At 64.7% G+C, this 12,924-nt stretch carries 16 protein-coding genes, 1 other RNA gene and 4 pseudogenes; 9 read left to right on the forward strand and 12 right to left on the reverse strand.

Translation table 11 applies throughout. The annotated features are described in order from the left end of the window. The 3 genes and pseudogenes from GJ629_RS16200 to GJ629_RS09810 all read left to right on the forward strand — a co-directional run. A pseudogene (locus tag GJ629_RS16200) lies at window positions 1–323 on the forward strand (hypothetical protein); the annotation flags it as partial. Between the two features lie 122 nt (window positions 324–445). After that, window positions 446–759: signal recognition particle sRNA (ffs, locus tag GJ629_RS09805), an RNA gene on the forward strand. Between the two features lie 93 nt (window positions 760–852). Beyond that, window positions 853–1,092 (forward strand): hypothetical protein, encoded by a 240-nt coding sequence (locus tag GJ629_RS09810; RefSeq protein WP_157512800.1) that lies wholly within the window; start codon window positions 853–855, stop codon window positions 1,090–1,092. Here the strand turns inward: GJ629_RS09810 and GJ629_RS09815 are convergent. Together GJ629_RS09815 and GJ629_RS09820 are read right to left on the reverse strand one after the other, a co-directional pair. Continuing rightward, complete coding sequence (locus tag GJ629_RS09815; protein WP_370515856.1) at window positions 1,089–1,985, reverse strand: mechanosensitive ion channel family protein; 897 nt, start codon at window positions 1,983–1,985, stop codon at window positions 1,089–1,091. The genes GJ629_RS09810 and GJ629_RS09815 overlap by 4 nt on opposite strands. Next, the gene (locus tag GJ629_RS09820; RefSeq protein WP_157512801.1) at window positions 1,982–2,224 is read right to left on the reverse strand and encodes a YhbY family RNA-binding protein; all 243 of its coding nucleotides are present in this window, start codon (window positions 2,222–2,224) and stop codon (window positions 1,982–1,984) included. Before GJ629_RS09820 ends, GJ629_RS09815 begins: the two co-directional genes overlap by 4 nt. 145 nt (window positions 2,225–2,369) lie before the next feature. On the opposite strand from GJ629_RS09820, the gene GJ629_RS09825 reads away from it, so the two are divergent. Continuing rightward, entirely contained in the window at window positions 2,370–2,519 is a 150-nt protein-coding gene (locus GJ629_RS09825; RefSeq protein WP_157512802.1) for a hypothetical protein, read from the forward strand. Here the strand turns inward: GJ629_RS09825 and GJ629_RS09830 are convergent. Both GJ629_RS09830 and GJ629_RS09835 read right to left on the reverse strand, forming a co-directional pair. Continuing rightward, entirely contained in the window at window positions 2,500–3,450 is a 951-nt protein-coding gene (locus GJ629_RS09830; protein ID WP_157512803.1) for a cation diffusion facilitator family transporter, read from the reverse strand. The two genes, GJ629_RS09825 and GJ629_RS09830, sit on opposite strands and share 20 nt — an antisense overlap. Window positions 3,451–3,474: 24 nt before the next feature. Further along, window positions 3,475–4,037 (reverse strand): annotated as a pseudogene (locus GJ629_RS09835) (HIT family protein). 232 nt (window positions 4,038–4,269) lie between these two features. Between GJ629_RS09835 and GJ629_RS09840 the strand changes: the two are divergent. Continuing rightward, window positions 4,270–4,470, forward strand: a complete 201-nt coding sequence (locus GJ629_RS09840) for a hypothetical protein (protein WP_157512805.1) — start codon at window positions 4,270–4,272, stop codon at window positions 4,468–4,470. 116 nt (window positions 4,471–4,586) lie between these two features. Here GJ629_RS09840 and map read toward each other — a convergent pair whose 3' ends face one another. Both map and GJ629_RS09850 read right to left on the reverse strand, forming a co-directional pair. Then, window positions 4,587–5,480 carry a type II methionyl aminopeptidase gene (gene map / locus GJ629_RS09845; RefSeq protein ID WP_157512806.1) on the reverse strand — a complete coding sequence of 298 codons (894 nt, stop codon included), beginning with the start codon at window positions 5,478–5,480 and terminating at the stop codon, window positions 4,587–4,589. Window positions 5,481–5,522: 42 nt separating this feature from the next. Continuing rightward, window positions 5,523–6,376 (reverse strand): annotated as a pseudogene (locus tag GJ629_RS09850) (isoaspartyl peptidase/L-asparaginase). 87 nt (window positions 6,377–6,463) lie between these two features. Here GJ629_RS09850 and GJ629_RS09855 point away from each other — a divergent pair. From GJ629_RS09855 to GJ629_RS09870, 4 genes are all read left to right on the forward strand, one after another. Next, window positions 6,464–7,030: an NfeD family protein gene (locus GJ629_RS09855; RefSeq protein WP_157512807.1), complete on the forward strand. Its 567-nt coding sequence runs from the start codon at window positions 6,464–6,466 to the stop codon at window positions 7,028–7,030. Between the two features lie 64 nt (window positions 7,031–7,094). Beyond that, entirely contained in the window at window positions 7,095–8,267 is a 1,173-nt protein-coding gene (locus tag GJ629_RS09860; RefSeq protein ID WP_157512808.1) for an SPFH domain-containing protein, read from the forward strand. Window positions 8,268–8,327: 60 nt separating this feature from the next. After that, a complete protein-coding gene (locus GJ629_RS09865) occupies window positions 8,328–8,948 on the forward strand; it encodes an ArsR family transcriptional regulator (RefSeq protein WP_157512809.1) in 621 nt (206 codons plus the stop codon). 245 nt (window positions 8,949–9,193) lie between these two features. Next, a complete protein-coding gene (locus GJ629_RS09870) occupies window positions 9,194–9,733 on the forward strand; it encodes an HD domain-containing protein (protein WP_157512810.1) in 540 nt (179 codons plus the stop codon). A gap of 44 nt (window positions 9,734–9,777) precedes the next feature. Here the strand turns inward: GJ629_RS09870 and GJ629_RS09875 are convergent, their stop codons facing one another. The 6 genes and pseudogenes from GJ629_RS09875 to GJ629_RS16205 form a co-directional block, all read right to left on the reverse strand. Then, window positions 9,778–10,209 carry a hypothetical protein gene (locus GJ629_RS09875; RefSeq protein ID WP_157512811.1) on the reverse strand — a complete coding sequence of 144 codons (432 nt, stop codon included), beginning with the start codon at window positions 10,207–10,209 and terminating at the stop codon, window positions 9,778–9,780. Between the two features lie 6 nt (window positions 10,210–10,215). Next, complete coding sequence (locus GJ629_RS17090; RefSeq protein WP_157512812.1) at window positions 10,216–10,518, reverse strand: DUF6516 family protein; 303 nt, start codon at window positions 10,516–10,518, stop codon at window positions 10,216–10,218. A 130-nt stretch (window positions 10,519–10,648) separates the two neighbouring features. After that, the gene (locus GJ629_RS09885) at window positions 10,649–10,894 is read right to left on the reverse strand and encodes a hypothetical protein (protein ID WP_157512813.1); all 246 of its coding nucleotides are present in this window, start codon (window positions 10,892–10,894) and stop codon (window positions 10,649–10,651) included. Between the two features lie 318 nt (window positions 10,895–11,212). Beyond that, a complete protein-coding gene (locus tag GJ629_RS09890) occupies window positions 11,213–11,614 on the reverse strand; it encodes a TRAM domain-containing protein (RefSeq protein WP_157512814.1) in 402 nt (133 codons plus the stop codon). A 117-nt stretch (window positions 11,615–11,731) separates the two neighbouring features. Next, window positions 11,732–12,382 carry a YkgJ family cysteine cluster protein gene (locus tag GJ629_RS09895; RefSeq protein ID WP_157512815.1) on the reverse strand — a complete coding sequence of 217 codons (651 nt, stop codon included), beginning with the start codon at window positions 12,380–12,382 and terminating at the stop codon, window positions 11,732–11,734. 33 nt (window positions 12,383–12,415) lie between these two features. Continuing rightward, window positions 12,416–12,924 (reverse strand): annotated as a pseudogene (locus tag GJ629_RS16205) (MBL fold metallo-hydrolase); the annotation flags it as partial.

Here is a 12,924-nt window from a genome sequence, read left to right on the forward strand (position 1 = left end):
GTATGGCCGAGCCACGTCGCTACGTCCCGGTGGTCGGAATCGGTGCGAGCGTGCTGGTCCTGATCGTACTGGTCGTGCCGTTCGCGTTCGCGGACCCGGCGGAGGTGACGCTGTACTACGACGCCGGCGACCTCAATCCGCTGGTCGCGGGGCTGTTCGCGCTGTTGTCCATCGTCGTGCTGGCGGCGGGCCGGACCGGACGGACCGACCCGGCGACGGCCGCGGGGGTCGCGGCTGGCGCTGGGGGCGTTCGCGACGGCCGCCACCGCCGTCTGGGCGCTGACGGTCAGGGTCGACGTCCTCACCGTCTCGGCGCTGTCTGACCACCCGATAGCGCTGGCCGCCGTGACCATCGGGATGCCGCTGTCGGCGCTGTGGTACGCCCGGAGCCTCCGGCTGCTGTAGCGGAGACGAAAGGTCCTTAAGTACCGGCGGGGTACAATCAAATCGGACTAGGTCGGGCGGTTAGGCCCCGCTCGTACTCCCGCACTATGGTCTTTAGCGGGGGCCGAACACCGGGGGCGTCCGGTCAGACGGACACGGACCCCGCAAGCCAACGTGGAAGCCTCGTCCGACGGGGGCAGCGGTCCACGCCGTCTCACCTGCAGGGGTGAGCCGTCGTGGTTGGTCGCGGGCACCCCGCCAGGCGCGGAAGCGAGCAGCGGACTCGCGGACACCTGCCGCTCGTCGGGTCGCGGGGTGGAGGAGGTGCGCGGGCCTATCCGTGTTCGAACGCCGGGCAACCCCGGCCGTCCGTTCCATTCATACCGATTTCCGAACCGAGAGCGAGCGGTATCCAGACGCGTGGTTTTTTGTCCGTGGCCACAAGACATATAGGTGAGTGGGGGAGCTATGGAGCGATACACGTACTATCAGATCGGTGGCCTCGGAGCGTTCGTCCTTGTCTCGGCCGTGGCGTTCGCGTTGATCAGTGCCTTCGCAGAGGGCTACGTCTTCGGCCTCGTGCTGGGCTTTAGTATCGGGTTGACGGTCGCGCTGTTCCAGTACGGCGTCGTCGTCGAGACGGAGACAGAATCGCGGGGCTATCCGGGCACCGTCGCGAAAAAGATCGACAAGGTGTTCGAAGGTTAGTCGTCGGCGACGGCCTCGTAGCCGCTGACGTCGAGCGATCCAGAGAGCGTCCGGTTGGGGTAGGGGATGTCGATGCCCTCCTCGTCGAAGCGCTCTTTGACCGACTTGACGTACTCGCCGCGGACCTTCACGAAGTCCGACCGCTTGGGCTGGGCGATCCAGAACCGTGACTTCAGCCCGACCGAGGAGTCGCCGAGTTCGGTCAGTCGCACCGTCGGCGCCGGGTCCTCAAGGATGCCGTCGTGGGCCTCGGCCTCCTCGATGATGATGTCGGTCGCCTTGTCGATGTCGTCGTCGTAGCCGATACCGAACAGGAACTGCAGTCGGAGTTGCTCTTTGGCGACAGGGTTTTTGATCACGCCGTCGGTCAGCACCGAGTTCGGGACTGTCAGGAGTTCGTTGTCGAACGTCCGAACGCGGGTGACACGGAGGCTGATGTCCTCGACGACGCCCTCGTTGCCGTCGAACTCGATCCAGTCGTCGATCCGGAACGGCTTGTCGGTGAAGATGAAGATGCCGGCGACGAAGTTTTTCAACACGTCCTGCAGGGCGAAGCCGATGGCAAGCGTCGCCGCGGCGCCGATGGTCGCCAGCGAACTCAGAATGTTGCCGAAGCCGGCGAAACTGAACGCCAGGGCGATGGCGACGAACCCGATGAGGATGCGTGCGAGTCGCTGAAGTGGAACCGACGCGTGGCGGTCGAGCCCCCGCCGGTCGAGGCTGCGCCGGACGACCGGCATGAGTACTGTCTTGCCGACGTAGTACAGGGCGAGGAGGACGACGACGAACGTGATGGCCGAACCGATGGGGTTGGCCCAGTTCGTCGGGATGCCGACGTCGGCGAGGAAGTCCGCGACGATGCCGTTCGCCGGCGTGGCCTGTAGCGGGATCACCGCTGGAACACCCCGGTGTGCCCCCGCGTCTCGACCACATCGGCGTTGACCCGGTCGGCCAACTCCGCCGCCAGTTCCTCCGTCGAGGTCCCACCCCGGGCCGCGCGGAGGAACTTCACCTTGACTAAGTCGGCGTCGGCGAGTTGATCGTTCAGTTCGTCGACGACGGCGTCGACGCCGTTTTTCCCGACCCGGACGGTCGCGTCCAGTTCGTGGATCCGTTGTGCCATATCTGTCATACGTCCAAAACCGTCGCCACCCAGTTTTAACTTTCGGCCCGTCTACCGCCGCGCGGGAGTGTAACACGCGGATTTCGACGCCAGCGCAATCTATTAGTAGCGGTACGTGTATGTTGACAACATATACCACGGAGTGTGATCACTGATGACGACCTGTGAGAACTGCGGCAGAGAGGCGGTCGAAGTATGGAGACACAGAGAGTACGGGGAGTCGATGACCCACCGCGAGGTACGGTGGCTCTGTGCGCGCTGTCATCCGGCGATGGAGACGCCGGTCAAGAGCGTCGCCGACTGAACGACTCCGCGTCCGCGTCGTAACTCGCCAGACGGTCGACTTCCTCGTCGCGTTTCCACTCACCGAGTTCCTTCGGGTCCACGTGGACGAACACGTCGTCGACCGCCGGTATCGCCTGTAGAGCCCGGATGACCTCCGTCTCGATGCGGTGGGCCTCCCTCAGGGTCAGGTCCCCTTCGACCTCGATGTGGAGGCTGACGTCTATCTCCGGCCCGACGTAGTGGGCGATGACGTCGTGTGCGCCCTCGACCGCGGGGTGGGCCAGCGCACGCGTGATGATCTCCGCCCGGAGGTCCTCTGGCGGGGCCGCGCCGACGAGGTAGTTGACGTTGTCCCGCACGATCTCGACGCCTGTGTAGAGGATGCCGACGGCGACCACGACCGCGGCCAGCGGATCGGCGAGGGGATACCCGGCGCTGGCGCCGGCGACGCCGATCAGGGCCGCGCCGGCGGTCAGCACGTCCGCGCGGTTGTCGAGCGCCGTCGCGACCAGCGCCGGCGAGTTGTACCGGTTGCCGGCGCGCTTGCAGTAGTAGTACAGGCCGAGTTTCGCCGCGATTGACCCGGCGAGGACGGCCATCGCGGCGAGGCCGCCCGACGGACCGACTGCCCCCGAGAGCAGGGAAGTGACCGCCCGGTAGGCGACGAAGCCACCGGCGGCGAAGACACCGACGGCGACGAACAGCGAGACGAACGGCTCGATCCGTTCGTGGCCGTGGGGGTGTTCGAAGTCCGGCGGCTGTGTCGTCAGATAGAGGCCGGCGACGGTGACGAGGCTGTAGACGGTGTCCGCGAGGCTGTTTATCGCCTCGGACTGAACGGCGAGGCTCCCCGTGGAGTACCAGACCGCCCCCTTCGCGACCGCCAGCAGGAGGTTGGCACCGAGGATCACGACCCCGACGCGTCGGATCACTCGGCGACGCTCGTCCATATCCCACCCCTACGCGAGGCCCTACTAAGTCGCTTCGGAGCCGTCGAACGCGAAGGCGACCGCGCGGTCCTCGCCGCGGACCGTCGCACCTGCCTGCTCGCCGAAGGCTCGTGCAGGCGGTCGTACGTGTCCTCGACGGCCTCGACGATGACCTGCGTGTCGGCGATGGTCGCCATAAAGTTGCTGTCGCCCTCCCACCGCGGGACGACGTGCGTGTGGAGGTGGTCGTCGATGGACCCGCCGGCCGCACCGCCGCCGAGGTTCAGCCCCGCGTTGAATCCGTCCGGATCGAACGCGGCCGTCAGCGCGTCGAACGTCCGCTGTTTCAGGCGGGCGTGGTCGAGCAACACCGCGTCGTCAAGGTCGGTGTACTCGCCCGTGTGGACGTGCGGTATCACCATCACGTGGCCGGGATTGTACGGGTAGTTGTTGAGGAGGACGAACGCGTGGTCGCTGCGGGCGACGATCAACTGCTCGCGGTCGGCACCCTTCTCGGGCAACTCACAGAAGACACACGAGTCGATATCCGGGTTCTTCTCGGGCCGTTCGATCCACTCGATGCGCCACGGCGCGAAGATCTGATCCATACCGTCCGTTGGGTCGCCCCCGGGCAAAGATGTTGGCGGCCGGTTGCACTTATAAATATTTCGGCCGTTTCGTAGTCCGGCCGACAGAGACGGGTGGAAAGACTGTTTTGAACAGTCTAACCGGTTTTGTGCCCACAAAACCCGAATACGACTATCGTCCGGCGATTATCGCCTAAACAGTCCTCAACGGTTGGCCCTTTTTATGCTCTCCCCGCTGGTAGGAGAGAGTGGGATGGCAGCCACAGACAGCAGGGCGAACGAACGACTGGAACACTGTTCGGCCTGTGATTGCGAGACGGCCCACAGCGTCTCACTGCAGATCATCACTGAGAGCGACGGCGAGGAGAACGCGGCGTTCTCCCGCGAGCCGTACCGCGTCAGTGAGTGTCAGCGATGCGGCGAAAGTACGGCCGTTCGCATGAACAACGCCTGAGCTGTCACGCACGGCGGTGTGACTCACCCAACACCCACCCAACACCCACCCAACTCTCACCGCCTGCGCTCTGGATCCCACCCCCCTTTTCCGTTCGACTCACCCGACGGCGACCGTCAGGTCCGCGTCGTCACTTCACAGCCGTCCTCGGTCACGATGAGCGTGTGTTCGCGCTGGCTGACGAGCCGTCCTTCCTCCTCCTGCAGGACCGGATAGCCGTGGACGATACCCTGCCGTTTCAGCCGTCGCAGCGCCAGTTCCGACCGGGAAACGTCCAGCCACCGGCGGGCAAAGGGCAGCGTCTTGAACTCCTCGGTGATCTGCTGGAGGGCCTGCCGGGCCTCACGGTTTCGGACCGACCCCTCACTCTCTAAGGCGTATATCTCCTCGGTCCCGCCCTCGCTGACCTTGCCGCCGCCGTCGGTCGCGAACGGTTCGATGGCGACGACATCGCCGACCGATAGCTCTTGGGACTGCTCGACGGCGCGGTTGGGGATGTTCGGCGTCGTGTGCTGTTCGTAGTGGCCCAGTCCGTGGCCCGTGAGGTTGACGACGGGATTGTAGCCGTAGCCGTCGATGACGGACTCGATCTCGGCGCCTATCTCGCCGGTCTCGACGCCCGGACCCGCCATCTCGATGGCGGCGTCTAGGGCCTCCTCGGCCGCCTCGACGAGGTCGGCCGTTCCACTGAAGTCGACGGTCACGGCCGTATCAGCGAGCCACCCGTCGATAGTGACGCCGATGTCGAGTTTCACCATCTCCTCGCCGATAGTCCGGGCGTCGTCGGGGCCCGCCGCGCCGTGTGCGGCCTCGTTGTCGACGCTGACGTTGACCGGGAACGCGGGGCGGCCGCCCAACTCGCGGATGCGGTCCTCGGCCCACTCGGATATCTCCAGATAGCCGGTTCCGACTTCCAGTCTGTCCGCGGCCTCGTCGCGCACCTGCGCGAGTATTTCGCCCGCCTCGCGGCACTTCTCGTACTGTTCGTCCGTGAGGTCCACGTCACTCATACCGACTGCTTCAGGGTCCGTGGCCGAAACCGTTGCGGTCGATCAGGCGTCGACCACAGCGGTCTGCATCGCCTCGCTGTTGTATGCGCTGCCGGCCTCGCCCTCGGCGTCCATCACGACGAGACCGGCCTCGCTGTCGGTCGCGGCCGCGAACTCCGACAGCGCCCGGTCGGCGGCGGTCTGTGGGTCCGCGCCGTCTTCGAGGTAGTCGACGGCCGTCCGGGCGACGGTCCGGCGGGCGATTGCCTCCCCCGCACCGGTGACGCTCGCGCCGCCCGCGGGCGAGGCGTAAAGCCCGATCCGATCTGTGGGCTGTCGCCCACGCGACCGGCGAGGGCGAACCACCGGCCGCCGGTCGAGGTGGCCGCGGCCACGCGCTCCCCGTCGGCGGCCACCGCACCGACGGTGTCGTGGTCCTCCCCGAACCGCTCGCGGACCCACGACAACTGGTCGTCGACGGACGTGGTCGGCGGGTCGGCGTCCGCCCAGCGCTGGCGCGTCCGCTCGGTCCAGAGGTCGACTCTGGTGTCGATGCCGAACGAGGCCGCCAGCTCAACCGCGTGGTCGCCGGCGACGAGGACGTGCGGCGTCGAGGCCATCACGACCCGGGCCACTTCGACGGCGTGTTCGACACCGGCCATCGAACAGGCCGCGCCCGCCGACCCGCCGCCGGTCATAATGCCCGCGTCGGTCCTGACGGTGCCGTCGCTCTGGACGGCCCCGCCGACACCGGCGTTGAACCGCGGGGCCGACTCCAGCCACTTTATCGCCGCCACGACGGCGTCGACCGGCGACGCGGCCGCCACACCCCGGTCGGCAGCCTTCCGTAGTGTCCGCTCCCGTTCCGCCGGCGCATCCCACCGCCGCCCCGCCCCACCGTGGACGATGACGTGCATACACCGACGTTGTGCAGCCGGTTTCTTAATCGTACGGGCGTGTCGCTGGACCGAAGGATTATCCCCGCCGCGGCCGAACGTCGGGGTATGGTAGACGTGCTCGGGTTCGACCTGTCGATGCTGCTCACCCTCCTCGGCGCCGGGCTAGTCGTCGCCGAGGCGTTCGTTCCCGGTGCGCACTTCATCGTCCTCGGCGTCGCCCTCCTCGGTGCGGGACTCGTCGGCCTCGCCCTCCCCGCGTCGGTAGGGTTCGTCGGGACACTGTTGGTGTTGGCCGCGTCGGTCGTCATCTTCGGCGGCGTGACGCTGTTTGGCTACCGCCAGTTCGACTTCTACGGCGGCAAAGGCACCGCACAGACGAGCGACTCGGACACGCTCCGCGGGAAGACCGGCGTCGTCACCGAGCGAGTGACGACCCGCGACGGGCAGGTCAAACTGGACGAAGGCGGGTTCAACCCGAACTTCCAGGCCCGCTCGGTCGACGAGGAGATTCCCGAGGGGACCGAGATAATCGTCGTCGACCCCGGCGGCGGCAACGTCCTCACCGTCCAGAACTTCGAGCAACTCGACGAGGACGAGATAGACCGCGAACTCGCCCGCGAACGCGAGGAGAACCCCGAGGACGAGGCCGAACGCGACCTCGATCCCGTCTGACCTGTCAACTGGAGTGTGAACGTCACCGAACACTTTTTGTTCGGACACCCGAAGGGTCAACGGTATGGTACCAGTGTTCCCGCTACAGTTGGGTGATGGGCTCACGCTCGTGGGGCTCGTCGTCCTCGCGATAGCCGTCGCCGTCGTCTGGCAGATGGTCGTCATCACGGACGCCACCGAGAAGAAAGCGCTGACCGTCCTCGGGGAGTACCGCCGTCTCCTCGAACCGGGTATCGCGTTCGTCCCGCCGTTCGTCTCCCGGACGTACAGTTTCGACATGCGGACCCAGACGCTGGACGTTCCGCGTCAGGAAGCGATCACCCGCGACAACTCGCCAGTCACCGCCGACGCCGTCGTCTACATCAAGGTGATGGACGCCAAGAAGGCGTTCCTGCAGGTCGACGACTACAAGCGCGCCGTCTCGAACCTCGCCCAGACGACCCTCCGTGCCGTGCTGGGCGACATGGAACTGGACGACACGCTGAACAAGCGCCAAGAGATCAACGCCCGCATCCGGAAGGAACTCGACGAACCCACCGACGAGTGGGGTGTCCGCGTCGAGTCCGTCGAGGTCCGCGAAGTGAACCCCTCCAAGGACGTCCAGCAGGCCATGGAGCAACAGACCTCCGCCGAGCGTCGCCGCCGCGCGATGATTCTGGAGGCCCAAGGTGAACGACGCTCCGCCGTCGAGGAGGCACAGGGTGAGAAACAGTCCAACATCATCCGCGCCCAAGGTGAAAAACAGAGCCAGATCCTCGAAGCGCAGGGTGACGCCATCTCGACCGTGCTACGGGCGAAATCCGCCGAGTCGATGGGCGAGCGCGCCGTCATCGAACGCGGGATGGAAACCTTAGAGGAGATCGGCAAGGGCGAGTCGACGAAGTTCGTCCTCCCCCAAGAGTTGACCTCGCTGGTCGGCCGCTACGGCAAACACCTCACCGGGAGCGACACCAAGGCCAACGGCCACGAACTCGAGGGACTGGACTTCGACGCCGAGACCCGCGAGATGCTCGGCCTCGACGACATCGAGGAGATACTCGGCCAGATAGACCAGGAGGCCGACGTCGACGTCGAGGAGATGGAACAGGAGGCCCAGGCGGTCAAACAGGGTGCCGACGGCACCGACATCAAGGACCCGGACGACGTCATCGACGAGATGGACGCCGAGATGCCCGGTTCCGAGCAGTTCAACGAAGCCGACAAGAACCCGGACGGCACGGACAAACAGTCGAACTGAGGCGTCGCGGACCCCTCTCAAGCGAAGTTATTTTACTGCTCGGTCGCCTACCGATGGGTAATGAGTGACGAGGGGGTGGACGAGAGCAAGCGAGAGACCCTGCGTCGGTTCGCGGCGGTCGGGACCGCTGGCTCGTTCACTCGGTTCGCCGGTTCGGCCGAGGCCGACGAGGAGGCACCCTCCGAGTCCGACGCCCGCGACGCCATCGCCGGGTACCTCACCCGGACACCGGGCGCACACTTCTCGAAGCTACGCGACGACCTGAAACTCGGTACCGGCGAGACCCAACACCACCTCCGGCGACTTATCGACGCCGGCCGGGTCGAGAGCTACAAGGACGGCGACTACCGGCGGTACGTCCCGGCCGGCCAGTTCAGCGAGTTCGAGCGCACGGCGCTGTCGTACCTCCGCCGGGAGACGGCCCGCGGGATGATCATCGCGCTGTTGTCGGACGCGGCCGCCACCGGTAGCGACATCGCCGAGTCGCTGGGCGTCTCCCGACCGACCGTCAGCAGTTACGCCGCCGACTTGGAGACGGCCGGCCTCCTCTCGCGGGAGGACGGATACAGCCTCGTCGAACCGGCGACGATACTCCTGCTTTTGGTGCGGTACGCCGATTCGTTCGGCGCCGACGCCGTCGCGTTCGCTGCCGACGCCGACGAGTTGATCGAGTTTGCCTGAGAGTGGGTGTCGGATCGTAGGGTATCGGAGGCGCTGAGGGGACAGTACTCTGGTTGATGATATTGGTGCCAGTTGACGTGCGAGATGCAGAGGGTGAGTATAGCAGGTCCGAGAAGACATACCCACCCTGAATCGTCCGAACCATTCGATGAGTGGGTAGTAGTGCGTTGGGTCGTACAGTTCAGGAATCTCGGCCAGTTCAAGTCAGAAAAACTTGATAGGGCATCTGCTCTCTATTCAGAGGGATGAGAGATTTAGGGGAAGATGAGGAGATCGAGCGAGCGATCCGATATCTGGTTCATTCGTTCGAATCGTCGGGAGATAACCCGAAGCCAGTGATTCTCCACAGTATAAGAGTTGGAATGGATCTATACGACAGAGATTATCAAAAACGGATCGTTATCTCTGGACTCCTTCACGACCTACTAGAGGATACGGACATCACATCCGAAGCGATACGTTCGAAGTTCGGAAACGATATTGCAAATATCGTGAAAGCAACTAGTTTCGATGAAGACATCGACGACTATCTCGAACGGCACTACGATATTTACAACAGGTGCTTCGAACTGGGACGAAGTGCGGTGGTTGTCAAGGCTGCGGACATCCTAGATAACAGTGATTACTACGGGATGGGGGGCTCGGAAGAACTGCGAACGAATCTCCTCAAAAAGATGGAATATTTCGTCGATAAATCCGAGCCGTACATTGGGGAGGAAGAATTATATCAGGAACTCAATGACAAACTCCCCCTCGTGAAGGAACGATTGACCGAAGACGTCTGAATACAAGTGTTGAAGTATCGTCGAGAAGGAGAGCAGGTCATCACTCAGGCGTGAGCCCGACTGTCCGTCACGTCGGCGGCAACCTCGACATCGAGTCGAATGCGCTCGTAGGGTATGACTGGTCGTTTTCGCTGCCCCTCAGTCTCGAAGTACACGATATGATGGTTGGCAAGTACTTCGACATCGGCGTGGATATCAGAGTAGTTTCGATCAAGCTGATCGGCGAGATCGCTGATACTGTCGGGATCCTGATTCATAATCGTACGCATAACTTCGACCCGCCGATCGGTGAGTAGCGCTCGAATGTCCCCGATCTGTTCGAACGATCGGACGGCTTCGTCTGTCGGGCTGTCCTCGTCGAGTTGCTCGATAGCATCGTCGAACATCTGATCGACGTCCTCGACGGTAATTCGGAGCGTCTCCGGGTAGTTCTCCGCACCCTGCGCGGCCAGTTCGTGTGCATTGTCAGTTGCCATCTGTGATCACCGCAGTTCGGTCAGTTCGGTACGAAATTGTGCGAGATGGGTTTCGAGGTCTGTGAACTCGAGCCCCGAGATCTGTTCTCCGTCCCCGGTCCACTCGTGGCGATGGTGATGACCAGCACCGTGCGTTTCAACCTGTGAATTGTCGTACCGAAGGAACTCGTTGCCGGTGGTGGGGTCGTAGTACTGAAACCGATAGTTGACTCCACCGGGGTACGTCGAACTCTCGACTGCGAATATTCGAACCCGGCTACCGTCTGGAAACGAGTGTTCGGAGTCGATAACGACATCACCATCGGCCATTCCTACAATCAGATACGGCTCTAAACAATATAAAATATTGGGTGATAGCCAATAGCCCAATAAATGGGTGCTGGCTAGAACGGGAGCACGAGTGTGTCTTCAACTATTGACTCGTGAGGCCACTTCCGAGTCAGGCCGTGACCATCCACGTCGTCGAGGAGGAGTAGCCCCACTTCTCGACGTCGACGTCGAAGTTCCCCTCCTGCAACGCGGTCATGTTCGTCCCCACTTCCTTCGCGGACATATCCAGTTCCTCGCCGATGAGCCGCGATTTGAAGTACGTCTGGCTGTCGGCGTTGTCCCTGAGGTACGTGAGGATGCGCTGTTGTTTGTCGGTGAGTGTCGCCCCACCAGCGACGGGTGCTGTCGCGCTCATACTATCCCCGACGGACGAGACACGTATAGTGGGTTTGGTACAGTCGATTAACACGCCGCAGTCGTGCGGTTTCGGCCGCCGCCGACCGCGTGACACCCCCGGGAGGAGAGCGACAGCGGTGCCGTTGGTACAGCCGCCTAACACGCCCGCACCCGGTCCCCGAAGAACGCCCGGGCGTCGTGACAGTTTCTTATCGCCGTGTACCGGTGCGCCCGCCCACCGGGAGGCGCACGCTGTTCGCCTCCCGAGCCCTGCGTCGTGCCACTCCGCAGGACGAAATCGGGCGGTCGATGCCGAAACAACCGGCAGGAGACACTATCAAACGTCGGCCTCGATGATCTCGCCCACGGCGAAGTTGGACTTGACCTCGGTGATCTCGACTTTGACGCGGTCGCCGATGTCCGCGCCGGGGACGATGATGACGTAGCCGCGCTCGACGCGTGCGATGCCGTCGCCCTGTTTGCCGATGTCCTCTATCTCGACGTACCGGACCTCGTTGGTCTCGACGGGCGGTTGTGGCTCGGAGGGGGATCCGGTCGTCGACGCCGTCTCCGCTTCCTCCTCCTCCTCGTCGGCAGCGATCAGCGCGACCCGATAGGTCTCGCCGGCCCCCACCGATCCGGTCTCTATCTCGCGCCGCGGTACCTCGACGACGTAGCGGTCGTCCTCGACTGTCACGTCCGCACTGAACAGACACAGGAGTTTATCTGAGATTTCCAAGGGTAGACCTCCGTTCACGGCGTCGCAGTCCTCCACAAAGAACCTATCGGCGACGGCAGTATCGTAGGGCGAACTCGACTCGCGCGGCGGTTTTCGCGTGCCGCCCCGGCCGCGGCGTCAGTACGGCGTCCCGTCGGGCCGCTTCGGTCCCTCCGAGTCGTAGACGACCGTCTCCCCCTCGACCGGATCGTAGTTGTCCCGGACGCCGATTGCCTCCTGTAGTTCCCGGACCGCCCGCTCTTTGAGGGCGGCCGCGAGGTCCTCGGCGTCTTCCCGGGAGATGTCCCGCCCGAGGCCCTCACACTCGTGGGCGCGGACCATCCCCGCCTCATCAACAGCCTCGCCCATCGGCTGGCTGGTTCCGCCCAGCGCGACCGAGAAGGGGTAGGTCCGACAGATCAGCGGCCGGTCGCCGTGGACCGTGCAGGCCCCGGTGCCGTCGTCGTCCTCGGCGTAGAAGGTGCAGTCGCCACAGCCGTCGGTCGCCAGCGCCCACTCGAACGTCTCGCCCTCGCCGTCGTCGTCCAACCCGTACGGCATCGGCCGGGCCACGTCCCGGAAGTCGTAGTCGCCGGCGTCCTGCAACCGGCGTATCTCGTCGGGGAACACCGTCGCCGTGTGCGGGTCGGCCTCGTCCTCGCCGCAGGTCTCGGCCTTGCAACAGGCCCCACAGCGGGTACACTCGAAACCGATGGTCTCGATGGCGTCGGCCAGTTCACCGACGTCGAGGGCCCGCGCCCGGTCGAGTTCGGCCTCCAGTGAGTCCATACCGCTCCAACGGGCCTGACGGACAAAAGGGCTTCAGGGACGAACGAGGTCGCCGTCGACGTGGACCCGACCCTCGACGGCGAGTTTTTCGAGGTGTGCCCGGACCGTCGCGCGGGCGAGGTCCTCGACGCCGGTCAGGTCCTTCTCGTAGGCCGCGTCGAGGACGGCGTCGACGGTGTCGGCCCCGGCCTCGACGGCCGCGAGGACGCGCCGTTCGCGGTCGAGTCGGTGGGCGAGCAATCGCGCGAGGACCGTCCGGGGCGCGTCGACGACCGGCCCGTGAGCGGGGAACAACCGGTCCGGGTCGCGGGCGTAGAGCCGTCGGAGCGTGGTGAGATACGCCCGCAGATCGCCCTCGGGCGCGCCGACGACGACGCTCCCCTCGGCGACGGCCGCGTCGCCACAGAGGATGCCGTCCGGCGTCTGGAGAGCGACGTGTTCTGGCGCGTGACCGGGCGCGTCGACGACGGTGACCGTCCCCTCCCCGACGGGAATGTCGGTCCCGTCGCGGAACGTCCGGTCGGGGCGACGCCGGTCGCGGC

This window comes from Halapricum sp. CBA1109 (genome assembly GCF_009741825.1).
Taxonomy (GTDB): domain Archaea; phylum Halobacteriota; class Halobacteria; order Halobacteriales; family Haloarculaceae; genus Halapricum.